This window comes from Streptococcus sp. NM (assembly GCF_003390135.1).
GTDB lineage: Bacteria > Bacillota > Bacilli > Lactobacillales > Streptococcaceae > Streptococcus.
The window spans coordinates 182,110-206,819 of sequence record NZ_QUOS01000001.1 but is presented as its reverse complement, the minus strand read 5'-3'; the positions used below and the strand labels follow the sequence as shown (position 1 = coordinate 206,819).

Below are 24,710 nucleotides of genomic sequence, written 5' to 3'. Positions count from 1 at the left end.
ATCCCTTGGTAAAAGCCAAGGGATAAATCTTTTATTCGATTTTCCATTTTTGGGCCAACCAGCTGGAAAAAGCTAGGAATCGTTCAGTTACTTGTTCATGGTGTCCATAAGGATCAAAGACAAACTGACCGTTCGGATAGCATTTCTGAAGACTGGTATGGATCTGCTCAGCATAGGCTAGTGCTTGAGCCAAGCGATTAGTATGGTGTACTCCTTCTGTTTGACCATTCTGTAAATACAGCAAACAGTCTAGATTTTTCACTGTCTCTGCCTTGCAGTAAGCCACAAAATCAGGATACCAAAAGGAACCGCAGATCGAAAAGACACAGGAAACCTTGTCAAAGCTGAAAAGACTGTAAACTGCCACCAAGCCACCTAGTGAATAACCTCCGTAGGCAAGGCGAGTTTCGTCCAGGCGATAAAGCGAGTGCAACTTGTCTAAAAGACCTCCAAATAAATGATCATGATAGACGTTGGCCTGACCTCCAAAATCTGGAGCTCCATCTCTCAGAGCTGATGTTGCCCAGGGAGTGTAGTCATCTAGGCGATTTTTAGAGGTCAAGCCCACTAAAATCACAGATTCGGAAAGGGACGATAGGAAATCCAAGTTTCCATCATTCAATAAAATAGCCGGATAGGTTTGTTTGGGGTCGTAGTTAGAAGGAAGGCTGATTTTGACTTGAATTCCTTCCCAATCAAACTCATTATTTATTGATAAAGTCATTGATTTTCTCAAGGGAATCAATCACTGCTGGACCATAATCCATCAATTCATCGTAAGAGATAGTCATGATTTTTTGATTCTTAATAGCAGGAACGCTTTCCAAAACAGCATTTGCCTTTATCAACTCTACTGCTTTTTCATCCAATTTTTTATTGCGGTCGCTGGTTACATAGATGATCAATTCAGGATCCATTGACACGAGGTTTTCCAAGGTCAAGCCTGATGTCCCCGTAGCAACGTTTGTATAACCAAGTTGGTTCAGCAAACTTTCTTGCAAAGCAGACTTGTAGGCACCGAAGGTTTCATCGTTATAAGCAACCATAATCAAAGCCTTTTTCTTTTCACCTTGGCTTGCTGGATTTGCTTTCTTAACAGCGTCAATTTTAGTTTGTAATTGGGCTGCGTATTCATTAGCCTTGTCCTGAACATTAAAAATCATTCCAAGATTTTTGACATCTTCTACGATATTCCCCAAATCTTGCTGAATCGTTGAGAGAGAAGCTTTTTGTGTATAAACTGGGATTTTATTTTCATTCCAAGTGCTAACTGTCCCCAAGGATTTTTCAGAAAACATCATGTTTCGACCCATCACAGCGTCTGGCTCATAAGAAAGGACTGTCTCTTGTGAGACTGTTTTTTTATCCCCAATTTGAGGAATCGTCGCAATCGCGTCCTTGTATTTGTCCGTCACAGCATTGTCTGGATTGAGCATGCCAGCAATTTTATCCTTCAAGCCTAACTCTAATAAGATTTCAGTGGTTGAAAGATTGTTTGTAATAACTTTTTCAGGTGCCTTGTCAAAAACTTGTTCGACTTCATTTCCTTTCGCGTCATAGGTTTTGACCGTTAACGGATAAGTCGTCTCTGCTTTAGCCTTTTGACTTGTTTCTGTGCTAGATTGTGTGGTAGCTTTTTCTGTAGTAGTGTTACCACAAGCTGCCATGGTTAGGGTAGCTACTGTTACGAGTAAAATGCTGAGTGTTTTTTTCATTTTGTTTTCCTTTTCATTCTTATAAATAGTGAATCATAGCTTGCTGATTCTCGGTCCAAGCCACCTGACTTTGAACTCCGTATACAGTTTGCAATGACTCAGGGGTGATGGTTTCCTTTGGAGTTCCTTGGTAAAGGATTTCTCCCTCTTTCATTAGATAGAGATAATCCGAATAGCGACAAGCAAGTTGAATATCATGCAGGACAGCTAGAATATTGATCTTGAGTTCCTTTACAATGGCTAACAAGTCTAGCTGATACTTGATATCCAAGTGATTGGTTGGTTCGTCCAAGAGCAAGAGAGTCGGTTCTTGCGCCAAGGCGCGGGCTAGTAAGACTCGCTGTTTCTCTCCCCCTGACAGGGACGAATAGAGACGAGTTTTCTTCTCGAGCATATCCACCTTAACGAGAGCATCTTGAACGAGGGCATAATCCCTTTCCTTTTCCTTCTGTAAAAAAGAGAGGTGGGGAGTTCTTCCCAGCAAGACGATTTCCTCAACGGTACAATCAAACTGCAGTTGGTTAAACTGGGTCACAACTGCCATTTGCTTGGCTGTTTCTTTGAGCGTCCATTGTTCCAGAGGCTTTCCATCTAGGCTTATCAAACCTTTTTCCGTCTTTTCCTGACGATAGAGGAGTTTAAGTAGACTGGTTTTCCCGCTTCCATTTGGTCCTAATATCGTGTGAAATTGATGCCCCTCAACCTTAAGAGAGACTCCTTTGAGGATTTTTTTCTCTCCTAATCCAAAATGGATATCCTGACAAATCAAGTCCATATCAGATCCTCACCTCCCTTCGCCTACCTCCAACAATGTAGATAAAGAAGGGAGCACCTACTAAGGCTGTGAAAATACCAATTGGAAGCTCAGCATTTTGAATAATGACACGGGAAAGTACATCTGCCCAAATAACAAAAAGGGCACCCAGTATGGTCGCAACAGGAAAAAGCCTCTTGTAATTCGTTCCTACTAACCCTCGAGCTAAATGTGGAGTAATCAGACCGACAAATCCAATAATCCCACAGGTTGCCACTAAGACTGCTGTCAGCACAGCCACCATGGTCACATAAAGATACCAATAAAAGCGTAAGGGAATTCCCAAAGTTAAAGCAGCCTCATCTCCCATCATCATCGCATTGAAAACACGATACTGAGTAGAGAAAAATAGAAAGGCTATTCCTACTACTATAGTTGGCAAGAATAAGTCAGACCAGCTAGTCCCAGCGAGCGAGCCCATGGTCCAAAACTTAATGGTCATCACACTATCCGCATTAGCTCCAACTGAGATAATAAAGTTAGAAAAAGCTAGAAAAAGAGCATTGACCACCGTTCCTGATAAGATCAGACTAGAAGTCGTCATCCTTCCTTGCATAGAGGCAATGATGAGGACAGCAATTGTTGCTAAGATAGCTCCAAGAAAAGCTCCAAGGCTAATCATCACTTTTAAACCAAGAATGATGCTCAAGGTTGCCCCTAGAGTTGCACCAGCAGAGATGCCTAAGACATAGGGCTCAGCGATAGGATTGTTCACTGTGGACTGCATCACGCTACCACACATAGAAAGGCCTGCTCCTACTATCAGACCTAACAATACTCGAGGGAATCTCATGTTCCATACAATGGCAAGAGTGGACTTGGAAACCTCTCCTACCTCAAGAGGAAACCCCAACCTGCTCAAAATAATCCGATAGGTATCGCCTAGATCAATCGCAACGGATCCCATTGAAACTGCTAGAAAAAGCGAAATACCTAAAACAGCTAGCAAAATACCTAAAAGCAATACAAATTTCAGGTCCTGTCGGCTTCCAGAAAATTTGGAAAGCATGCAAACCTCCTTTGATAGAATATTAAAAATTTAGAAAATTCTCATAAAAAGTATACCATATTTTCAACAATGGAACAAGATGAGAAAAATAAATATAGTTGGTCTTACAGTGCTAATAATCGTTACCCAAGATCATACTTGAGTATATCGAGGTAAGGTAACAACATAAAAAGCCCTCTGAAAATAGAGAGCCACCTGTTTATATAATTAGTGAGAATCTTTATGTCACCAATTCTCCCACTGGGTTTCGACTTTCACATCGCCATAATTGCTTGGCGAGTACTTGCTGTCATAAATCGAGCACCAGTCTTTTAAGACTTTTTGATTGACGATTTCGTCGTAGTAAGAATCCAAATCCTTGGCAGTGATACCGTATTGCTCTAGGTAGGATTTTACCTGAGCTTCGTCTTCGATATAGCTATCCTCATTTCCTGATAATACTATCTGAATTGACTTTGTGATTATTTTAGTTTTTTGGCTATACTTACTAATCATCCATAACTTCACATCCCCAGATATTTTCTTCTCAAATGAAACAAACAGCTCGTTAGAATAATTTTTGAAATTAAAATCAATAGATATATTATTAAAGTTTTGAGGGTTGCTTTTACTAGTATACAATCCAAATGGATTTTGAGAGATATTTGGATCATCACTTGGCCAACCTGGACTGATTTTAAACCCATCTATATGCCTTAAAATATTATTTGTACGATATGTCTTCTCTGTCTCCTGGTAGATTTCATCAAAAATATTTTTAGGTTGTTTAGGAAAAAAGTAAAAACAGGATGATATGATTATCACGAATAAGGCTACTAAACCGAGGATTTTCCTCATGTTATCACCAATTCTCCCACTGAGTTTCAATCTTGACCTCACCATAGTTGCTTGGAGAATACTTGCTGTCATAAATCGAGCACCAATCTTTCAAAACTTTCTGGTTGACGATTTCGTCGTAGTAAGAATCCAAATCCTTGGCAGTGATACCGTACTGCTCTAGATAGGATTTCACCTGAGCTTCGTCTTCAATATAAGTTTCCGTATCTGCTTTCTTCAAACCTATTTTGACAATTTTTTTAAAGTACGGTCTTGATAAGTATATTTATTCCATATCCTAACTCTCGTGTTTGGTCCTACTTGCCTCTCAAATGTAACGGAGCTTAATTGAGATGTATATTCAAAATTAAACCCAATTTCTATCTCATAATAATCTGACGGTGTTTTCTCTTTGTTGTATAATCCGAACGGAGTATACAAAATATTGGGGTCATCACTTGGCCAATCCGGTCTGATTTTAAACCCATCTATATGCCTTAAAACATTATTTGACCGATAGGTTTTCTCCGTTTCTTGGTAAATTTCATCAAAAATGTTTTTAGGTTGTTTAGTAAAAAAGTAGAAACAGGATGATATGATTAGTGCAATTAAGGCTATTAGACCTAAAATTTTTTTCATGTTATCACCAATTCTCCCACTGGGTTTCAATCTTGATATCGCCATAATTGCTTGGCGAGTACTTACTGTCATAAATCGAGCTCCAGTCTTTCAAGACTTTTTGGTTGACGATTTCGTCGTAGTAAGAATCCAAGTCCTTGGCAGTAATACCGTACTGCTCTAGATAGGATTTCACTTGGGCCTCATCTTCAATATAACTATCCTCTTTTCCTGATAATACAATCTGAATTGACTTTGTGATTGTTTTAGTGTTTGGATTATATTTGTTGACCATCCATAACTTCGTACCATCAGCTATTTTTCTCTCAACTGAAACAAACATTTTACTATACGCTTTCTCAAAATTAAATCCAACTCTCAGTTCAAGATAATCCTCTGGAAGAGTCTTATACTTCCCTAAAGGACTATATTTAAAATACTCTCCATCACTTGGCCAACCTGGACTAATTTCAAAGCCATCTATTTTTCTTAAAATATTATTTGTCCGATAAGTCTTCTCAGTTTCCTGGTAGATTTCATCAAAAATGTTTTTAGGTTGCCTAGTAAAAAAGTAGAAATAGGATAATACAATTAGTGCAAATAACGCTATTAGACCTAAAATTTTTTTCATGTTATCACCAATTCTCCCACTGGGTTTCAATCTTGACATCGCCATAATTACTTGGTGAGTACTTGCTGTCATAAATGGTGCACCAGTCCTTCAAGACTTTTTGGTTGACGATTTCGTCGTAGTAAGAATCCAAGTCCTTAGCAGTGATGCCGTACTGCTCTAGGTAGGATTTCACCTGAGCTTCGTCTTCGATAGATTTATCAGTTCCATCTTGGTTTATGAGTAACTGTACATTTTTTTGAAATAATTTTTCTTTTGTAAGATACCTACCAAAAATGAAAATTCTTAGCCCATTACTTAATTCCTTCTCAAAAGAAACGAAGACTGTATTAGTATCTTTTGTAAAATGAAATATTAAATCAATATTTTTATAGTCATGTGGAGTTTTCTGTTTTTGATAAAGTACATAAGAATAAAATTTAGAATCATCATCATACTCTTGATATTTATGTACTTCGACGTCTTTCAACTGGTTAAAAATATTATTTCCTAAATAAGTCTTCTCCGTCTCCTGGTAGATTTCATCAAAAATGTTGTTAGGTTGTTTAGGAAAAAAGTAAAAACAAACTGATACAAGTAATACAATTATTGTTAAAACACCTAGTATTTTCTTCATGCTATCACCAATTCTCCCACTGGGTTTCGACTTTCACCTCGCCATAGTTGCTTGGTGAGTACTTACTGTCATAAATCGAGCACCAATCTTTCAGGACTTTCTGATTTACGATTTCGTCGTAGTCCTTCTCTAATTCTTCTTTGGTTATGTTGTATTTTCTTAAATATTCTCTTACTTTTTCTTCATCATCAATAAATTGACCTGGTTGCCTTGGCTCTTCAAAAATCGCAAGTTCCTTTTTGAGTACTTTCTTTTTTATATTATAGTGTGCCGAATACCATAGGGTAATATTCGAATTAGTCTTTCTTTCAAAACGAATCGTCATCCCTTTAATACCTTCTCCAAAATTAAAGCTAATTTTAATTTTAGAATAATTACTAGCAGTCGTTTTGTTGTCGTAAACTCCAAACGGATTATTAGATATATTTGGGTCATCACTTGGCCAACCTGGACTGATTTTAAACCCATCTATGTTTCTTAAAATATTATTTGTATGATATGTCTTATCTGTCTCCTGATAAATTTCATCAAAAATATTTTTAGGTTGTTTAGGAAAAAAGTAAAAACAGGATAATACAATTAGTAAGATTAACGCTACTAAACCTAAAATTTTCTTCATGTTATCACCAATTCTCCCACTGGGTTTCGACTTTCACCTCACCATAGTTGCTTGGAGAATACTTGCTGTCATAAATCGAGCACCAATCTTTCAGAACTTTCTGGTTGACAATTTCGTCATAGTCCTTCTCTAATTCTTCTTTGGAAATATTATTTTTTCTTAAATATTCTCTTACTTTTTCTTCATCATCAATAAATTGGCCTGGTTTCCTTGGCTCTTCAAAAATCGCAAGTTTCTTTTTGAGCACTTTCTTTTGCAGATTATAGTGTGCTGAATACCATAGGGTAATATCCGAATTAATCCTTTTTTCAAAACGTATCGTCATTCCTTTAATACCTTCTCCAAAATTAAAGCTAATACTTATGTCTTTATAACCTTCAGGATGAGTTTGATACTTCCCTGAAGGGGTGTATGCAAAATATTCTCCATCATTAGGCCAACCTGGACTAATTTCAAAACCTTCTATATGCCTTAAAACATTATTCACTCGATAAGTCTTCTCCGTCTCCTGGTAGATTTCATCAAAAATATTTTTAGGTTGTTTAGGAAAAAAGTAAAAACAGGATAATACAATTAGTGCAAATAACGCTATTAGACCTAAAATTTTCTTCATGTTATCACCAATTCTCCCACTGGGTTTCGACTTTCACCTCACCATAGTTGCTTGGAGAATACTTGCTGTCATAAATTGAGCACCAATCTTTCAAGACTTTCTGGTTGATGATTTCGTCATAGTCCTTCTCTAATTCTTCTTTGGAAATATTATTTTTTCTTAAATATTCTCTTACTTTTTCTTCATCATCAATAAATTGGCCTGGTTTCCTTGGCTCTTCAAAAATCGCAAGTTTCTTTTTGAGCACTTTCTTTTGCATATTATAGTGTGCTGAATACCATAGGGTAATATTCGAATTAGTCTTTCTTTCAAAACGAATCGACACTCCCTTTATCCCTTCTCCAAAATTAAAGTGAATGGTTATATCACTATAGCCTTTGGTTAGAGTTTCATACTTTCCAAAAGGAGTATACGAAATATTAGGGTCGTCACTTGGCCAATCTGGTCTGATTTTAAACCCATCTATATGCCTTAAAATATTATTTGACCGATATGTTTTCTCCGTTTCTTGGTAAATTTCATCAAAAATGTTTTTAGGTTGTTTAGGAAAAAAGTAAAAACAAACAGATACAAGTAATACAACTATTGTTAAAACACCTAGTATTTTCTTCATGCTATCACCAATTCTCCCACTGGGTTTCAATCTTGATATCGCCATAATTGCTTGGCGAGTACTTACTGTCATAAATCGAGCTCCAGTCTTTCAAGACTTTTTGGTTGACGATTTCGTCGTAGTAAGAATCCAAATCCTTGGCAGTAATACCGTACTGCTCTAGATAGGATTTCACCTGAGCTTCGTCTTCGATATAAGTTTCCGTATCTGATTTCTTTAAAACTATTCTCACAAATTTTTTTAAAGTACGATCTTTATAAGTATATTTATTCCATATCCTAACTTTCGTGTTAGGCCCTACTTGTCTCTCAAATGAAATCGAGCTTAATTGAGATGTATACTCAAAATTAAATCTAATTTCTATCTCAGAATAATCTGACGGTGTTTTCTCTTTGTTGTATAATCCGAACGGAGTATACAAAATATTGGGGTCATCACTTGGCCAATCCGGTCTGATTTTAAACCCATCTATATGCCTTAAAACATTATTTGACCGATAGGTTTTCTCAGTTTCTTGGTATATCTCATCAAAAATGTTTTTAGGTTGTTTTGGAAAAAAGTAAAAACAGGATAATACAATTAGTGCAATTAAGGCTATTAGACCTAAAATTTTTTTCATGTTATCACCAATTCTCCCACTGGGTTTCAATCTTAACATCGCCATAATTACTTGGCGAGTACTTGCTGTCATAAATCGAGCACCAATCTTTCAAGACTTTCTGGTTGACTATTTCGTCGTAGTAAGAATCCAAATCCTTAGCAGTGATACCATACTGCTCTAGGTAGGATTTCACCTGAGCTTCGTCTTCGATATAATTTTTCGTACCTGCCTTCTTCAAAACTATTTTTACAAATTTTTTTAAACTACGTTCTTTATGAGAATATACAGTCCACATTTTTATACTAACGTTGGACTCTATTCGTTTTTCAAATGAAATCAAGCTTAATTGAGCTTCGGATTTAAAATTAAAATCTATAGCAATTTTCTCATAGCTATCTGGCAAAGCATTTCTCTCATAGACAATACTTGGATAAAATTTAGAATCATCACTATACTCTTGATATTTATGTACTTCAACATCTTTCAACTTGTTAAAAACATTATTTCCTAGGTAAGTCTGCTCAGTTTCTTGATAGATTTCATCAAAAATGTTTTTAGGTTGACTAGTAAAAAAATAGAAACAGGATGATGAGATTACTACGACTAAAGCTAATATACTGAATGTTTTCTTCATAGACTTCCTCCTACTCCGCCACAGCTTCTAAGCGATTTAAATACTTGGACACACCTGGATAGTTACTTTCAATATACTCTTTAATAGCGTCTTCCCCTTTTTCCATAACCTCTAACGGAAGAATACTTGCATAGATAGTACTTCTGACTTGTTTCCAGTCCTTATTTTTCAAGAACTCTCTTTCTCTCTGAGTGGAGTCCTTTTGAAGGTCAGCATAGTAAGAAGATATAGCTTGGTCATAGGATTGCCCTTTTTGCATGCGACCAATAAGATTGACCGAATCGAGGTCTGCCTTATAGTCATCCTCGCCAATACTTGGTTTCTTATCCGTAGCATTTTTAGTCGTGTCTCCCTCCCAACCTGAAAGGTCCTTAACATGTTCTCTACCACCATAGATGTCGGATAACTGGAAACCACTAGGATTTAGATGAGTAGCCATGGTAATGGACTGGTGAGTGAAATCTGCATGACCTTCTCCATTATTTGAATAAGCTTTCAGCTTGCTATCCCAAAATTGGTCAAAGTTGCCCGAAGTACCATAAACTTTTTCGTACTTATCTTTCGCTTGATTATATCCTGACAAATCTCTTGATTTCATTGTTTCCGAATCAACTCCCCCACCAGCTAATGTATGTTGCAACCTCAGATTATAAATCAATTTTTTTGCATCTGTTTCATCTTTGATTCCAAGTACTTTAAAAATTTCAAGAAGCGGTTTTTCTACTGTTCTTGATTTTCCTGTAATCGAACTGCCAACAGTCACATCATAAAAATAAGTTTTCAAATGACCCGCCGTTTCGTTCCACTGAAAACCATCATAGTTGACCGCACCAATGACTCGCAAAAAGATATAGTTACGGAACTCTTGACTAGAGGTTGGGAACTTCTTGTCTATCCCTTGCTTGATGGTCAAGAGCTGTTGGGCTGTCTCTGCGTCAAAGCCGTATTCTGCCATCATGGTCTGGACAAAGGCCTTCTCTTGACGACTAAGTTTTATGTCCTTTGTGTCAGAATAGGCAGATAGGTAGTTGGCCCAAGTCAGGTCAGATGGGACTTTAAAGACCCCTGTCTTTGCATCCCAACTACTTTCAATCTGGGCCAATCCGCGACTCAGTTGCACATCAATACTATCTAGATCATCGAACAGACCTCCTGAGTAGCTATCATAGGCTCGCAGGTCTCTCAAAATCGTTTCATAGACACGTTTATTGGCATGATGTCCTCGCATGAGTTCCACATTACTGCGTCTCAATCTCCCCTTTTCTTCACTATCCATAGTCAAGCTAGAAAGGAATTGGTTGACTTCATCTAGATAGGCAATCATTTGCTCTTCCTGGCGGATCTTATCAAGTAGATCATCCTCCCGCCAACTCTTGCTGTCGACCATACTCTGGTAGTCTTCTGGTAATTTCTTGATAGCTTGAGATAAGGTTTCCGCATAGAGCTGCCCCCCTTTGCTCAAGGGTAATAAGACACTTGCAAAAAAACTTCTAGCCGAATTATAAGCATCGCCCTTTAGACTCTCTGTATCCTCTGAAAACTTTTGAATGGCTGATTGCAAGTCTTGATAAGCCTCAACCTGAGATTGGCACATGATTGCTACACTCGAACTTTGTAGTTGTGATTGTTCTAAGTACATATCAATGCCCATGTCGTTTTTCCTCCTCTCTTTCTAGTTCTTTGCGTCTTTCATAGTAGACCTCATCCAAGTCTCCCTCTAACCGGAACTTTTCTTTTTTCAAATCATCCATGCGGTAGCTGAGGTTCTCAAGAATTTGGTTTTTAAGTTGGTTTCTTTGTAGGAGTGTTTCTTCCAACTGTCCTGCATATCGGCTCTGATAGGCCGCCTCCCACAAATCATTTTGATAACGGTGACTAGCTCTATCATACCCTTCAAAGGTTTCTATCAGTTCTTTGGTGCGATATTTCTCTTTTCCATTGTCTTCTAGCTGGTACAAGAGTTCTCGCTCTCTTTTCTTCAACTCATCTAACTTGCTCATGCATGACTCCTAAAACCATTGGCACCCGCTTCATCTAACGCCTCAAAATCACTCGCTATAGAGTGCAGTCGTTCTGAAGTCAGGGTGACGGCTGCCGAAATCTGACTAGCTAGATTTTGAGACTTTGTCAGACATTGATGGGCTTTGTTATTCCCTTGAAGGGTCGTTCGATCATCTTGACTAGCCACAGCAATTGCTGTTAACGATTGACAAGCATTTTTCAGATGACTCGCATATGTTTGCGCAATATTTAGATCACTTTTTACTGTTGACATGACTGTTCTATCCTTTTTCTTAATCCCTTGTGATAGGTTTACTTTATTTAGCTATATAGACCTATTATACCATGTTTTGAATGCAAGCCCTAATTTATTCTATATTTAGATAATAAAATAGTTTTATATCTAAAAAGCTACCTAATTAGACTAGCTTCATTATCAAGCTATGCTCAATTGAACTCGGCCTAAGCACTTGGCAAAAAAGATAAAATCTCCTAGAAACTGAAGTTTCTTCGTCACTTTTCCTATTTTTGCTTTGTGCTTTTGACGGCCTTTGTATCTTGTTAATTGAACTCGGCCAAGCACTTGGCAAAAAAGATAAAATCTCCACGAAGGGAGAAAATCTGGTTTATTTTACCTTATAGTGCTAGGAACCGTAACCAAAGATTATACTTGAGCATACCAAGGTAAGGTGACAACGTAAAAAGCCCTCTAAAATTAGAGAGCTGATTTGAGCTCGGGCTAAAATCCTAGTGAAACAAAAAAATCTACACGATCAGAAAAGTCTCTATCGTGCCATTTTCATACATGATGTATAGTCCAAGTAGAATGAATACTAAGGGCACAATGATTCGCTCGTATTTTTCAATTGTCTCGAATATTAACGGAATAGAGGATAACACCCGACTAATCTCGCATAAGATAATTATGCCGATTACAAACACAAGCAACGCCACGAGGGTCTGTGACCAATCTAACGAAGCAAAATAAGGTATATAGATACCTAAATTATCTCCGCCAGACGCAATTGTCAGCAATGTAACTGTCCAAAACAGTTGATTTGCCTTGCTTTGTTCTAATCTTTCAATAATTTCTTCCTCTTCTTCCTCTTCTTCCTCACCTTCTCCAACAATTGCAAAGCGAATCCCTAAATAGATAGGGATTAAGCCAAGCAATCCAACCATCCATTCTTCAGGCACGAAATTAACGACATAAGCAGCAACTAAACTCGCCCCTACAAGTAAGCCTGTGCCTAGATATTGCCCCGCATAAATATGCCATTTTTGTTTATTCTGTGATAGCTGTGCAAATAAAATAATTAAAATAATTAAATAATCGATACTGGTGGAAATATAAACACCAATAGCAGATATGATTGTCTGTCCCATAAAAACCTCCTGTATTAGTCAGTAATAAATCAGCAGATTTTAGGAGAGCACAGACACATTAATTTAGCTATCGCTAGTGGGTAATGTCGAACATAGGAAAGCATTTTACTCCTCCTCAAAACGTAGTTACAAAGTAATTTCTAACTGGAATTCGGTGACTACTTCCATGTAAAGTATAACATACTATACTTTACTTCGTAAAGTGTGGGCTCTCCGAGGGAGCTTGCAGACAGCTACGCACCCTTATGGTGTCATTAGCTGATACCATTTGAGGTTTTTGTGGTCTCCAAAATTATGACCGATAAAACAAATATTTGGTGGAGTGTGTCGAGCATATTGTTTTTGTGGTCTCCAAAATTGTGACCGATAAAACCTCAATAAAAAAGCCCTCTGAAAATCAGAGAGCTCCAGTCTTGCTGGATAAAACGTTTATAGACTAGGCGGACGAGGCGAAGATTGTACTAATGGTACATCAAGCCGAAGCCAACGAAGTATAGAAACGTTTTAGACGCAAGATTAGCGACGAAGTCCTAGAGAGTTGATTAACTCACGGTAACGGTTAACGTCGTTTTTACGCAAATATGCAAGCAAGTTACGACGGCGACCGATTTTCTTCATCAATCCACGGTAAGTAGCGTGGTCTTTTTTGTGTTGTTTGATGTGTTCGTTAAGGTGGTTGATTTCCCAAGTAAGGACAGCAACTTGAACCTCTACTGAACCTGTATCACCTTCGTGACGTGCATATTGTGCGATGATTTCATTTTTTTTCTCTTTTGAGATTGCCATGATGTTTCTCCTTTTTATTTGGCTTCATCCGAGTGACAGGTTGGCATGCCTGTAACCAAGAAGAAGTTATTTGTCTTTACGACAGTTCTTATTCTACCAAGAAGCAGAGACTTTGTCAACAGATTTACTTTTTAAAAAATTAACTTACTCTACTGATTTCAGGGCTTCAAGCATATCTACCTTTCTCAAGTGGTGATTGACAAAGAGGCCCAGTAAGGCTAAGATTACAGTCACTGCGACGATTGGAAGAGCATAGACTTCCCAGCTGACTCGTGGATAAAAAAGTATGGTGGCAGGTGAGATCATTTGAATCAAAAATTGATGTAAATAGTAGCCGGCTACCAAACCGAGAACAATCCCCACAAAGGACAGCACCATGGTCTCGCGGTAGATATAGAGGGTCACTTCTTTATTATGGAAACCGAGAACCTTGATGGTGGAAAGTTCACGGATACGTTCTGCCACATTGATATTGGTGAGATTGTAAAGAATGACAATGGCTAGCAAGACGGAAACAAGGATAAGGATTGCCATTGTTTTATTGAGAGAATTGGCTACAGATTCAAAGAGGTGGATAGCCGTTGCATTTTGGACCACCCCAGAAACAGCAGTTTTTTTCATAAAGGCCGCAGCTTCTTTCTCCGTATTTAATGGTGTTGGCTCTTTTAATTTTACTAGGTAGGTATTGTCTTGTGGACTGGTACCGTAGACTTGTTCGTATGTCGCTCGGTTGAGATAAACAAAGTGTCCAACATAGTTTTCAGAAATAGCCGATACCTTGATTTCTTTCCCATCAAGCTCCAGCTTGTCTCCAACCGTAACATCTGCTAGTTGAGCTAGTTTTTGACTTACGACTGCTCCATCTGTGACCTGCACCTCTTGGCCATTTTCCTCTAATGCGATAAAGGGTTTGAAACTTTCTCGGCTTGTAACCATTATGGTAATAGTCTGAAGTCCTGCTTTTCCTTTGAAATCTTTTTCAATGGATTTAGAGTAAATTTTTTGATAAGCATGGATAGGCTCAAATTGCAAGGCACTTTCTAGGTCTGCTTTTTCTTGCTCCGTTGCACTGCTCTTTTCCGCTACAATCATCTGGTATTGCTGGATTTGTTCAAATTGACGATCGACAACTCCTCCCACAGAAGACTGAATGCCAAGACCTGCAAATAGGAGAGCAACCGAACCCGCAACTCCAAAAATGGTCATCAACATCCGTTGCTTATAACGGAAAATATTTCGCGCCGTAACCTTATGAGTGAAGCTCAAACGACTCCAAATAAAGCTCAGGCGTTCCAGCAAAATCTTTGATCCCTTAACGGGAGGTTTGGGCAGCAAAAGTTGGGCTGCTTCATCGTGCAATTCCCTCCGTGCCACTAGATAAGCTGGCAAGACACTGGATACCCAACTTAAGGCCAGGGCAAGAAGGCTATAAGACCAGTAGAAATACTCCTGACTTTTCCCAACGACCATTCCAGCTGTTATAACATCCGAAATCACGCCTGCAAGGAGATAATGTCCTAGAAGCGTTCCTAAAACGGTTCCCACAGTTCCTGCAAGAAAACCATAGAGGACAAACTTGGCAACAATATCTTTATTCTGGTAACCTAGGGCCTTGAAAATACCAGCATTGGTACGCTCTTCATCCACAAAGCGAGTCATAGTTGTAAAGGTTACCATTGCAGCGACCATATAAAGCACCACGGGAAAGATATTCCCGACAGAACGAATACTTGCTGAAGCGTTACTGTACATGAGATAGCCTTGACCGCCTGGCATGGTTTGGCGGTTGTATACATGGTAAGTAGGCTCTGCCAGTTCATCAAGCTCTTTCTGGCGTTGTTCAAGCTTCTCTTTTTCCTTGGCTAGATTACTCTCTGTCTGAGCCATTTTTTCTTTTTCTGTAGCCAATTCTTCCTTAGCTTTTGTCAATTGCTCCTTGGCTTGACTCTTTTGAGGCTCAGGCAAAGCGGTCACTTGTTCTTCTTGCGTTTTCAATCGACTTTCAGCCTGTTCTAACTGACTCTTGCCTTTTTGAAGGTTACCGTCAGCTGTTTGGAGCTGCTCTTTTCCATCTTCCAAGCTCTTTTGCCCATTTGCTTTGATACTTGCCAATCTTTTTTGACCATTAGCGGCAAGCAAGTTTTGTAAGTCTTCCTGGTGTTGATCTCGTTTGCTTCTATAGTCTGATGAAAAAGCATCCAAATTTTTTAAATCATCATAGCGCACACGCGCAATTCTATAAACATCTGAGTCAAACTGACTGGGTAAAATCACTCCATAGCCAGCCAAGCTTCCATTTCCACTACTAGCCCCTCCCAAGTCTTCTTGAGAAAGTATCTCACCCGACTGAACAAATCCAATAATGGTGAAAGATTGGGATTTTATGACGGTCTTCCCTTCTTCTTTCTTGCTAAAGGTGATAGTCTGCCCAATCTGATAGCGGTCTTTCCAGAAATCTGCCAAGGAAATTTCCTCATCAGCTTCTGGCAGTCGCCCTTCTATCACTTGAAAAGTTGAAATTCCCTCTGGCTTAGAATAAAGTCGAACCGCTTCTTCACTATTTTCAACGGTTAGATCTGCCATATAGCCAAACTCAACACTTGCTCCTTGAAGGGTCTTTAGTTCGTCTCGATCCTCTTTATCCAAGCCATAATCAGCTATCACTGCCAGATCCAAGGTATTTGCTTTACGGAGATAATCCTCAGCCGTACGTTCCATGTTTGGACTGGCCACTTTGAGACCAACTAGGGCTAAAGAACCCAGCATCATCAAGGTCAAGATAGATAAAAAGCGTCCTTTGGAAGCAGTCACCGACTGGAGCAAGTCTTTTCGGTATGTTTTTTTCATACTAATACTCCAATGTATCGATAGCCTGTGGATGCTCATTGATTGTTACTCTCATAACAGTGGCATCACGCATGTGAATCACCCGGTCTGCGATAGGAGCTAGCGAGCTATTGTGAGTCACGATGATTACCGTCGCTCCCTGTTGACGAGACATGTCTTGGAGGATTTTCAAAACCTGCTTGCCTGTCTGATAATCCAAGGCTCCAGTTGGTTCATCACAAAGGAGAATTTTAGGATTTTTGGCTACTGCGCGTGCAATGGAGACTCGCTGTTGCTCCCCTCCAGAAAGCTGGGCTGGAAAGTTATTAAGCCTATGAGCCAGACCTACATCTTTGAGCACTTGCTCTGGATCCAAGGCATCTGTCACGATTTCAGAAGCCAACTCCACATTTTCCTTGGCTGTCAGATTGGATACCAGATTGTAAAATTGAAAAACAAAACCTACATCTTCACGACGATAGTTTGTTCGTTGGTGCGAACTATAGTTGGCAATATTGGCACCATCAATCCAGATTTCCCCCTCGTCATTGGTATCCATTCCACCCAAGAGATTCAAAACTGTTGACTTGCCCGCACCAGACGCACCAAGAATAATAACCAACTCACCCTTTTCAATCTCAAAATTGACATCTCGATTCGCTACAATCTCAGTATCTCCAACTTGATAGCGCTTGTAACAATGTTTCATCTCAATATAAGCCATCATCAACCTCACTTTCTTTAACTACTTCTTAATATCATTATAACGCTTTTTCGAAGAGTTGGATACTAGAATAAACAGAAAAACCTAGGTATTCCTAGGCTTTCTTTTTACAAATTATTTTCCAAGGTAGTATTCAGAAACTACGTTCAATTTTTCGTCGAATTCGAATACCAATGGTGGGAAGTTAGGGATTTCCACGTCCATGATTTCGTCATCTGACAAACCTTTGATGTGTTTTACAAGGGCACGGATTGAGTTACCGTGAGCTCCTACGAATACGTTTTTACCATCTTTAAGTGCTGGAGCGATTTTATCTTCCCAGAATGGAAGTGCACGTTCCAAAGTCACTTTCAAGTTTTCAGCATCTGGAATAACTGAGTCGTCAAGTGAAGCGTAACGACGGTCAGTGTGAGCTGAATGCTCATCATCACGGTCCATGTTTGGAGGCAATACATCGTATGAACGACGCCAGATGTGAACTTGCTCATCACCAAATTGTTCAGCAGCTTCAGCTTTGTTTTTACCAGTCAAACCACCGTAGTGACGTTCGTTCAAACGCCATGATTTTTCAACTGGAACCCACAATTGGTCAGAAGCTTCAAGAGCCAAGTTAGTTGTTTTGATAGCACGTTTCAATACTGAAGTGTAAGCTTGGTCAAATTCGATACCAGCTTCTTTGATCAATTTACCAGCGTCAATCGCTTGTTGTGTACCTTTTTCAGACAAATCAACATCAGCCCAACCAGTGAAAAGGTTAGCTTTGTTCCATTCAGACTCACCGTGGCGAGCAAAAACCAATTTTACCATTAGATGGATTCTCCTTTAAATTTTCCGAGGTTTCCCCTCGTTTATCTATTCTATTTTACACAATTTTTCACAAAAAAGCTAGTTAAAATCGACAAGTTCTGACAGTCAGGAAGTAAAGTCCTCTCATCCTGATTAGGAACTTCTATAATTCATTACTTTTTATTTGCAAAAATAGAAGTTCTAAAATCATTTGTTTGGTCTAGGTAGGCTTTAAAGACTGCTCTCTTAAGTTTATGGACAGCACTGTCAGTTTCTGGGTTATAGTCACTCCAACGCATACCTTCCGCATCCTGTAAAACAGCTTGATCCATCAGTTCTTGCAATTCTTTTACTCTTTGAATGGTTTTCGTGGCATTGCTCATCCATGATTGCGTCGGATCTTTAAAAGTAATTTTATTCAAATGATCAAACTGAGCAACGCGCTCTTGATACATAGCTTTTTTAAAGGCTGCCCAAGATGAATACTGACCACCAAATAGCTTTTCTAAAACAAGCTTATCTGTCACTAATCCTTGCTTTTTACCGTAGAGGTTGATTGTATGACCATTTTGTTTAGCAATTTCTTCATATTGGTTGGAAATATATGGGACCATACCATCTTTAAATCCTTTAGCAGCTAAGAGTTCATAAGCTATCCGACGTCCCATAAGATCTCCAGGAGTTCCTTTCTCACTGCTCAATGCTGAAAAGATTGGTGCAAAGAGTTTAATCGTAAAATAGCCATTTCTCTCATAAGTGCCAGTCTGATACTCACGAGCCGAAAGAATATTATTGTCAATCAAACTATCAAAGCTGGTCAATTTTTTAGCCTCATTTTCTGTCAATTCTTTGACTACGTTAGTGGCGTAAACGTCATTTCCGTCTGCTGGATCTGTTAGATAGTGGTTCTCGATTTTTCTGAGAGCTTCCATTTTCTGGGAAATATTCAGTTTCTTAACAATAGATTGCCCTTCAAGATATTCCAACAGATAGATGAGGTCAAACATATTATGAGCGTATTTCTGGAGATCGGATGCATCTTTGAATCGTTCCGTCGGATCTAAGACTTGTAGACGGGATCCTTCTATGCTATCTGATTTTGAATGTTTCAAGATTGAGTTAATAGTAATGGTCGCATCATTTGGATGGTCTGGCGCTTGTAATAAGCCTTTAGCAAAGAACTCAGGACCAAGACCACTTCTTCGACCATAACCACCAAGATAGATATCCTGATCGGAATCATGGGTCATTTCATGGGTATATGTTATAGCGCCATCCTTATCCAACATACGGTAAGACATATAGTAGACACCATCTCCTGTTGCGTATGCACCGTGATGATTATGAACTACCTTGTTACCAACTGGTCCAAAGAAATGTTGCATTGCAGGATTTGAATTCTCAAAGTCTGCGATTGTTGAAGCCTTTCCTTCAGTATGATCATCACCAAATTTATAGGCATCATAAAGCAGGATCGTACGATAGAGTTTTTCACGTGACTGTTTATCCAAAATACGATACCAATAATCGTAGTGATCTCGCTGACGCTTGGCTGTTTCACGCGCATTATCTTCAACAAACTTATTGAGTTTATCTCCAGCCCTATAGTCACTGTTGCGGTAGCGATCGTAAGCACCAAACCCTAGACTAGACAAGGTTGAGAGGACAAATACAGATCTTTCTGGCAAGGTAAGGAGAGGCAAGACCATATTGCGGTATTTCCAAGTACTACTAGTAATTCGGTCATAAACACCGATAGAATACTTAGTCCCTGCTTGCTCTTGCTTGGCTTTGACCTCTGCAATAGTGGATTTTTCTTCGACAATGAAAGCTTTGGTCTGTTTTTTAAACCAGTCATTGTTGCTAGTGTTTGGTAAAAAGACTTTTCGGTAATTTTCTAGCGTGCTAAACAAATATGTCGTTCCATGATGGCTGGCAAGACTGATACCATAAGTATCAACGTTGTTCTTAGCAAGCAGATTATTAAATCCTGATTTCCCTAACTCAATCAAAGTATCTAACGGAGATGCATTTCCTTTTCCAAAGAAATCAAGGTGATACAAGACCAGGTCTTTAATATTAACCTGACCATAGCTAAAGTTATACCAACGCTCTAAGTAGCTCATGCCAAGAAGCAAGGCTTCCTTGTTGCGCTTGATTTTATCTACGATGTAACCTGTCATTACTTGATTGTTTTCCACTAGACCAGCATCCGCTGACAAGAGTTTTCGCAGACTGTCTTCTAGATGTTCCTTCGTTTTAGTAAACTGTTCTTCTAAATAGAGCTCGGTTTGCTTCACTTTTGGTGAAATACCAAGTGTGTTTCTAATAGCGTCTGAATGATAATTTACCTTCTTCAATTCTGGTAAGACTTGCCGGATAATCGTTTCTTGATTATACAAGAATTGGTTTGGCGTATAGAGAAGCCCCGTATCTCCTAGACTATATTCTGCTAACTTAGCAAAATCAGTCTGGTACTTGAGCTGGAATGTTTCAGAGGAATGATCCTGGTAATGGAGCAAGAGTTTATTGGCACTGTTTTTATTGGTTACAATGTCCGTAATTACTTGGTCATCCTTCATCATGACTGCAGACAAGAGTGCTTTTTTATATAAAAGACTGTTCTCGTTAACTAGGTTTCCGTATTTGACGATGGTTGCCTTGTTGTAGAAAGGTAGCAATTTTTCAATATTTTTATAAGCTAAGGCGCGCTGAGCTTGATAATGCTTCACCTTAGAAAAATCACTTTCTTTACTACCACTTGTTGAAAGAGGCTCCACTGTTGGAGGAGCGAGAGGATTGATTTCTGCTTTTTTATTCGTCACTTCAGAAGCATCTAAAATTGTTCCTCTTTCTACAAATGTTTCCTTGCTGACGACTTCTTCCCTGACCAAGGTGACATTGTAGACTCTATTAGCTTTGTTGCTGAATGTATTAGCCACCTTCATTTCATTATAGTGGTAACCGGTAATAGCATTCCCGTTGGTTACATTGACATCACTTAGTACATTGGTCAATCTTCCTGCATGCTGTTCCTCATTCGTCTTTCGATCCCACAAATATCCAGCCACACCCGCAACTCTACCAAAGTGCTTGACATTGTTGATATCACCTTCAGCATAGCTATCCTGTATATGCGCATCTTGGTCTACTAGACCTGCTAGCCCACCAACAGTCTGATCTGAACTATTCGTGTTGGAGGAAATGGCTACTGTCGCTTTTGACTTAGTCAGTGAAGCTCTGCCTCCTGTCAAATGACCGACCAAACCACCAATATTGTATGCCGCAGTCGTTTCATAGGTATTAACAATTCTTCCCTTAAAACTGCTCTCTGTGATGCTTGATTGGTCTGCCTTAGCCAACAAACCACCGATACCACGTTCCCCAGCCAGAACACCATCGACATGAACTTGCTTAATCTTTGTGTTATCCGTAGCTTCATTTGCCAGTGAACCGATATCATCTTTACCTGAAATAGCGACATTTTTTAGGCTCAACTTTTCTACTGTGGCCCCTCTCAATGTGGCAAACAGTGGCTTTTTCAAATTGTAAATAGCATACTGCTTACCATCTTTTTCACCAATCAACTGACCAGTAAAGGTGCCTTTGATGTAAGATCTGTCATCAGGTCCCAACTCCACTTCGTTGGCATTCAAGCTAGCCGCTAAATGATAGGTTCCAGAGAGATTCTTGTTGATTGCTTTAACCAGGTTGCTAAAGGAAGTGAAAGTTGTTGTTTCTTCTGTGGCCTTTTTTGCGAGATAGAAGGTGAAATTATCGACATATTTATTTTCTAGCTCTTGCTGGAGTTTCTCAGCTTTGGCTATGATTTTATAAACGGATTGTCCATTTTTTATTTCTGCAGTTATTGAAGCGACAGGTAGATAGACATCTTTGAATGACGACGATTTTGCCTTAACAAAGTAAGTGTCTATATTACTTGGAACACTGTCTAAAGAAACATGTTGTTTGTAAGTACCATTGGTCTGACTATATAACTCCAGATCAGAAACATTTCTTAATTCAAGTGTTTTTTCTGGATCTTTTTCTTTTGGTTTTTCAGCCGGATTTTCTGGTTTTGCTTGCTCAATATTGCCAGTATATTCTGGAAGAGGGGCAATTTGTTCGGGTTCAACAATCGCTCCGGATTGGGTACCTGTATAAGATGGTTTCGATGGTACCTGTTCTGGTTCGACTATTGCTCCAGATTGAATGCCAGTATATTCTGGTTTTTCAGTTGTCTCAGGGGCTACAACAGCTCCCGATTGCTCACCTTTATATTCTGGCAAGGAAGGCTGAGTCTCCGGTTCGACGATGGCTCCAGATTGAGTTCCCTTGTACTCTGGTTGTGGAGCTACTTTCTCTGGTTCAACTATTGCTCCAGACTGGGTACCTGTATAGGATGGCTTATCAGCCGTTTCTGGTTCGACGATGACTCCAGATTGAATTCCTGTATATTCTGTTTTTTCAGTTGTCTCAGGGGCAACTATTGCACCAGATTGCTCACCTTTATATTCTGGTAAGGAAGCATGGGTCTCTGGTTCGACGATAGCACCAGCTTGAGTTCCCTGATATTCAGGTAGCGGAGCTACTTTCTCGGGTTCGACTATTGCTCCAGACTGAGTGCCTGTATAGGATGGTTTATCAGTTTTCTCAGGGGCAACTATTGCATCAGATTGCTCACCTTTATATTCTGGCAGGGAAGGCTGAGTCTCCGGTTCTACAATGGCACCAGCTTGAGTTCCCTTGTATTCTGGTTGTGGAGCTACTTTCTCTGGTTCAACAACCGCTCCGGACTGGGTACCTGTATAGGATGGTTTATCAGCCGTTTCTGGTTCTACAATGGCACCTGATTGAATCCCTTTGTACTCTGGCTGTGGGGCAACTTGCTCAGGTTCGACAATAGCACCGGACTGGGGACCTGTATAGGATGGCTTATCAGCCGTTTCTGGTTCGACGATGGCTCCAGATTGAATTCCTGTATATTCTGGTTTTTCAGTTGTCTTAGGGGCAACTATTGCACCAGATTGCTCACCTTTATATTCTGGTAATGAGGCCTGAGTCTCAGGCTCTCCTTTTCTTGCAGACTGAGGTGCTTCACTCGGAGCAACTGCCTTCTTAGTCCCCTTCTCTACTATACGTGGCAAGGATTTCTCTACCTTGGTCGAGAGGATCTCACGAGTAATTTCTTGGTTTTCAACAGTGAAAATGCGAACAAGTTCAATCTTCTTCCCAGCACGACCTTCTTGTTTGACACGAATGGTTCCCTCTGTTAGATCTGGATTTTCTTGAACCACTTCTGAAAAGTCTAGATTGGTTACAATCTCTTGGTCTTTGTATAGGAGCTCTGGTTTATTTAAACGACCAGCCAAGACTTCGTCATGAGGATCCACACTAGCAATACCAGACGGCTTTTGATTGGGTGAATCTTTAGAAGGGATTGGCTTGTCAGCAGGGATTGTTGGAGACGGATTTTTCCGCTCATCTCTTACATTTTGTCCACCTTCATTGGACTGGAAATGAGGGTGAACCGTATCGTCTAGTTTCTGATCTCTAGCAACAGTTTCTAACTGATTAATTTTCTTGTCTTGCTTAATATAGCCTAGATAGGTATAACCTGACAGGACTCTTGGCAGAGGCAGACTATCTCCTTGGGATAATTGATATTCTTGATTGTATTGTAGCAAAAGCTGATTTTCAATAGCCTGAACCGAAGAGACCAAACCGCTCCCCACGCCTGTTATCAAAACAACCTTCAACAATGCTTTCTTATTGCCTTTCTTTCTCGAAACAGCAAAAATGAGGAGTCCAATCGAAGCGAGGGCTCCACCAGTAAGGGCGGTAACCAGATTATTGTGCTCACCGGTATTAGGCAACTGACCTAGTTGGGCTTTCTCATCCATACGGTAGACTAGATAATAGGTACTCTCACTATCTTCAGCAATATTAGGAAAATCCTTTACAATCAAGTCCTTCTCTTGCTTACTTAACTCTGTATCTGTCACATATTTGTAGTGAATAGATACATTTTCTTGAGCAAATACGGTCCCACTGCTAGCAATGGACACAAAAAATAAGCTAGAAATTGAAGCAGACACAAGACCAATCGCCAACTTTCGTAAGGAAAAACGATGCTGCTTCTCTCCAAAAAATTTTTTCATTCTATATCCTCTCTATTATTTTATCCATTTCAAAATAGAAGAAGCATTTTGCTTCCTCACTATGATAAACTTACAAGAAACAAAAATACTTCGATATATATTTTGATATATTCAATCTACAAGCATCATTATACTATAAAAAGAGTTCCTTGTCTCAAATAAATGCTTTAGATTTTACGAATGAAATAGCTTATTTATCCTGTAAAATTTTCCGTCAATTGGTAACAAAAATAAGGTTAACCGCCTTCATACTGTAATAAGTATTTCTAACAAAGATTCAATTCGTTCCACCTCAGTTCGAAAGATATGATTCTTCAATTTCAAATTTTTTCAAAATTTCAAAGTATAGGAATTGCCAATAATTGTCATAATTTCTCCTATCTAGTCCACGAATGGGATCAATCCAACAGAACTACCTACGATAAACAATACAGACGGTGCAGGAGTCACAAGCTCATCGTCCTTGAAATACACAATAGCCACAATTCTTAAAACTAAAATAGTAACTTTCATCAATCATGAAATCATTGAAAAATCGTCAACGCCCTTCAATTACCCTATTCTAACTCCAAATCAGAAGCGACCAATAATCTCATCAAACTTATCGAACGAAATGCCTTTGGTTTTCGAAACTTTGAAAACTTCAAAAAACGATTTTTATCGCTCTGAACATCAAAAAAGAAAGGACGAAATTTGTCCTTTCTCTATCTTAGCTTTTCTTTAATCCACTACTGCTGACAA

The 24,710-nt window shown here is 39.1% G+C and carries 21 protein-coding genes and 2 pseudogenes; 1 reads left to right on the top strand and 22 read right to left on the bottom strand.

Going from position 1 to position 24,710, the window contains the following annotated elements:
• Nucleotides 1-31: 31 nt before the first annotated feature.
• The 22 genes and pseudogenes from DXN33_RS01215 to DXN33_RS01110 all read right to left on the bottom strand — a co-directional run bounded on the left by DXN33_RS01215 (nucleotide 32) and on the right by DXN33_RS01110 (nucleotide 23,969).
• Nucleotides 32-724, bottom strand: a complete 693-nt coding sequence (locus DXN33_RS01215; RefSeq protein ID WP_115904104.1) for an alpha/beta hydrolase-fold protein — start codon at nucleotides 722-724, stop codon at nucleotides 32-34.
• Complete coding sequence (locus DXN33_RS01210; RefSeq protein ID WP_115904102.1) at nucleotides 705-1,715, bottom strand: ABC transporter substrate-binding protein; 1,011 nt, start codon at nucleotides 1,713-1,715, stop codon at nucleotides 705-707. Before DXN33_RS01210 ends, DXN33_RS01215 begins: the two co-directional genes overlap by 20 nt.
• Nucleotides 1,716-1,734: 19 nt before the next feature.
• The gene (locus DXN33_RS01205; protein WP_115904100.1) at nucleotides 1,735-2,490 is read right to left on the bottom strand and encodes an ABC transporter ATP-binding protein; all 756 of its coding nucleotides are present in this window, start codon (nucleotides 2,488-2,490) and stop codon (nucleotides 1,735-1,737) included.
• Between the two features lies 1 nt (nucleotide 2,491).
• Nucleotides 2,492-3,538 carry an iron ABC transporter permease gene (locus DXN33_RS01200; protein WP_115904098.1) on the bottom strand — a complete coding sequence of 349 codons (1,047 nt, stop codon included), beginning with the start codon at nucleotides 3,536-3,538 and terminating at the stop codon, nucleotides 2,492-2,494.
• Between the two features lie 225 nt (nucleotides 3,539-3,763).
• Complete coding sequence (locus DXN33_RS01195; protein WP_115904096.1) at nucleotides 3,764-4,375, bottom strand: TipC family immunity protein; 612 nt, start codon at nucleotides 4,373-4,375, stop codon at nucleotides 3,764-3,766.
• A 4-nt stretch (nucleotides 4,376-4,379) separates the two neighbouring features.
• Nucleotides 4,380-4,993 (bottom strand): annotated as a pseudogene (locus DXN33_RS01190) (TipC family immunity protein).
• Nucleotides 4,994-4,997: 4 nt separating this feature from the next.
• Complete coding sequence (locus tag DXN33_RS01185) at nucleotides 4,998-5,603, bottom strand: TipC family immunity protein (RefSeq protein WP_115904095.1); 606 nt, start codon at nucleotides 5,601-5,603, stop codon at nucleotides 4,998-5,000.
• Nucleotides 5,604-5,607: 4 nt separating this feature from the next.
• Nucleotides 5,608-6,219: a TipC family immunity protein gene (locus DXN33_RS01180; protein WP_115904093.1), complete on the bottom strand. Its 612-nt coding sequence runs from the start codon at nucleotides 6,217-6,219 to the stop codon at nucleotides 5,608-5,610.
• 4 nt (nucleotides 6,220-6,223) lie between these two features.
• On the bottom strand, nucleotides 6,224-6,838 hold the full coding sequence (locus tag DXN33_RS01175) for a TipC family immunity protein (RefSeq protein WP_115904091.1): 615 nt from the start codon (nucleotides 6,836-6,838) through the stop codon (nucleotides 6,224-6,226).
• 4 nt (nucleotides 6,839-6,842) lie between these two features.
• Nucleotides 6,843-7,451 carry a TipC family immunity protein gene (locus DXN33_RS01170; protein WP_115904090.1) on the bottom strand — a complete coding sequence of 203 codons (609 nt, stop codon included), beginning with the start codon at nucleotides 7,449-7,451 and terminating at the stop codon, nucleotides 6,843-6,845.
• A 4-nt stretch (nucleotides 7,452-7,455) separates the two neighbouring features.
• Nucleotides 7,456-8,064, bottom strand: a complete 609-nt coding sequence (locus tag DXN33_RS01165; RefSeq protein WP_115904088.1) for a TipC family immunity protein — start codon at nucleotides 8,062-8,064, stop codon at nucleotides 7,456-7,458.
• Between the two features lie 4 nt (nucleotides 8,065-8,068).
• Nucleotides 8,069-8,683 (bottom strand): TipC family immunity protein, encoded by a 615-nt coding sequence (locus DXN33_RS01160; RefSeq protein ID WP_115904086.1) that lies wholly within the window; start codon nucleotides 8,681-8,683, stop codon nucleotides 8,069-8,071.
• A gap of 4 nt (nucleotides 8,684-8,687) precedes the next feature.
• A complete protein-coding gene (locus DXN33_RS01155) occupies nucleotides 8,688-9,299 on the bottom strand; it encodes a TipC family immunity protein (protein ID WP_115904084.1) in 612 nt (203 codons plus the stop codon).
• A gap of 10 nt (nucleotides 9,300-9,309) precedes the next feature.
• Nucleotides 9,310-10,950, bottom strand: a complete 1,641-nt coding sequence (locus DXN33_RS01150) for a hypothetical protein (RefSeq protein WP_115904082.1) — start codon at nucleotides 10,948-10,950, stop codon at nucleotides 9,310-9,312.
• Complete coding sequence (locus tag DXN33_RS01145) at nucleotides 10,940-11,299, bottom strand: DUF3958 family protein (protein WP_115904080.1); 360 nt, start codon at nucleotides 11,297-11,299, stop codon at nucleotides 10,940-10,942. Before DXN33_RS01145 ends, DXN33_RS01150 begins: the two co-directional genes overlap by 11 nt.
• Nucleotides 11,296-11,574: a TIGR04197 family type VII secretion effector gene (locus tag DXN33_RS01140; RefSeq protein ID WP_115904078.1), complete on the bottom strand. Its 279-nt coding sequence runs from the start codon at nucleotides 11,572-11,574 to the stop codon at nucleotides 11,296-11,298. Before DXN33_RS01140 ends, DXN33_RS01145 begins: the two co-directional genes overlap by 4 nt.
• Nucleotides 11,575-12,065: 491 nt before the next feature.
• Nucleotides 12,066-12,686: a CadD family cadmium resistance transporter gene (locus DXN33_RS01135; protein ID WP_042750738.1), complete on the bottom strand. Its 621-nt coding sequence runs from the start codon at nucleotides 12,684-12,686 to the stop codon at nucleotides 12,066-12,068.
• Between the two features lie 516 nt (nucleotides 12,687-13,202).
• Nucleotides 13,203-13,472 (bottom strand): 30S ribosomal protein S15, encoded by a 270-nt coding sequence (gene rpsO, locus DXN33_RS01130; protein WP_001018251.1) that lies wholly within the window; start codon nucleotides 13,470-13,472, stop codon nucleotides 13,203-13,205.
• A 144-nt stretch (nucleotides 13,473-13,616) separates the two neighbouring features.
• On the bottom strand, nucleotides 13,617-16,325 hold the full coding sequence (locus DXN33_RS01125; protein ID WP_181897283.1) for an ABC transporter permease: 2,709 nt from the start codon (nucleotides 16,323-16,325) through the stop codon (nucleotides 13,617-13,619).
• Nucleotides 16,321-17,022 (bottom strand): ABC transporter ATP-binding protein, encoded by a 702-nt coding sequence (locus DXN33_RS01120; RefSeq protein WP_115904467.1) that lies wholly within the window; start codon nucleotides 17,020-17,022, stop codon nucleotides 16,321-16,323. Before DXN33_RS01120 ends, DXN33_RS01125 begins: the two co-directional genes overlap by 5 nt.
• A gap of 114 nt (nucleotides 17,023-17,136) precedes the next feature.
• A complete protein-coding gene (locus tag DXN33_RS01115; protein ID WP_000240129.1) occupies nucleotides 17,137-17,829 on the bottom strand; it encodes a phosphoglycerate mutase in 693 nt (230 codons plus the stop codon).
• 152 nt (nucleotides 17,830-17,981) lie between these two features.
• Nucleotides 17,982-23,969 carry a ZmpA/ZmpB/ZmpC family metallo-endopeptidase gene (locus DXN33_RS01110; RefSeq protein WP_115904076.1) on the bottom strand — a complete coding sequence of 1,996 codons (5,988 nt, stop codon included), beginning with the start codon at nucleotides 23,967-23,969 and terminating at the stop codon, nucleotides 17,982-17,984.
• A 531-nt stretch (nucleotides 23,970-24,500) separates the two neighbouring features.
• Between DXN33_RS01110 and DXN33_RS01100 the strand changes: the two are divergent.
• Nucleotides 24,501-24,682, top strand: a pseudogene (locus DXN33_RS01100) (transposase); the annotation flags it as partial.
• Between the last annotated feature and the right edge of the window lie 28 nt (nucleotides 24,683-24,710).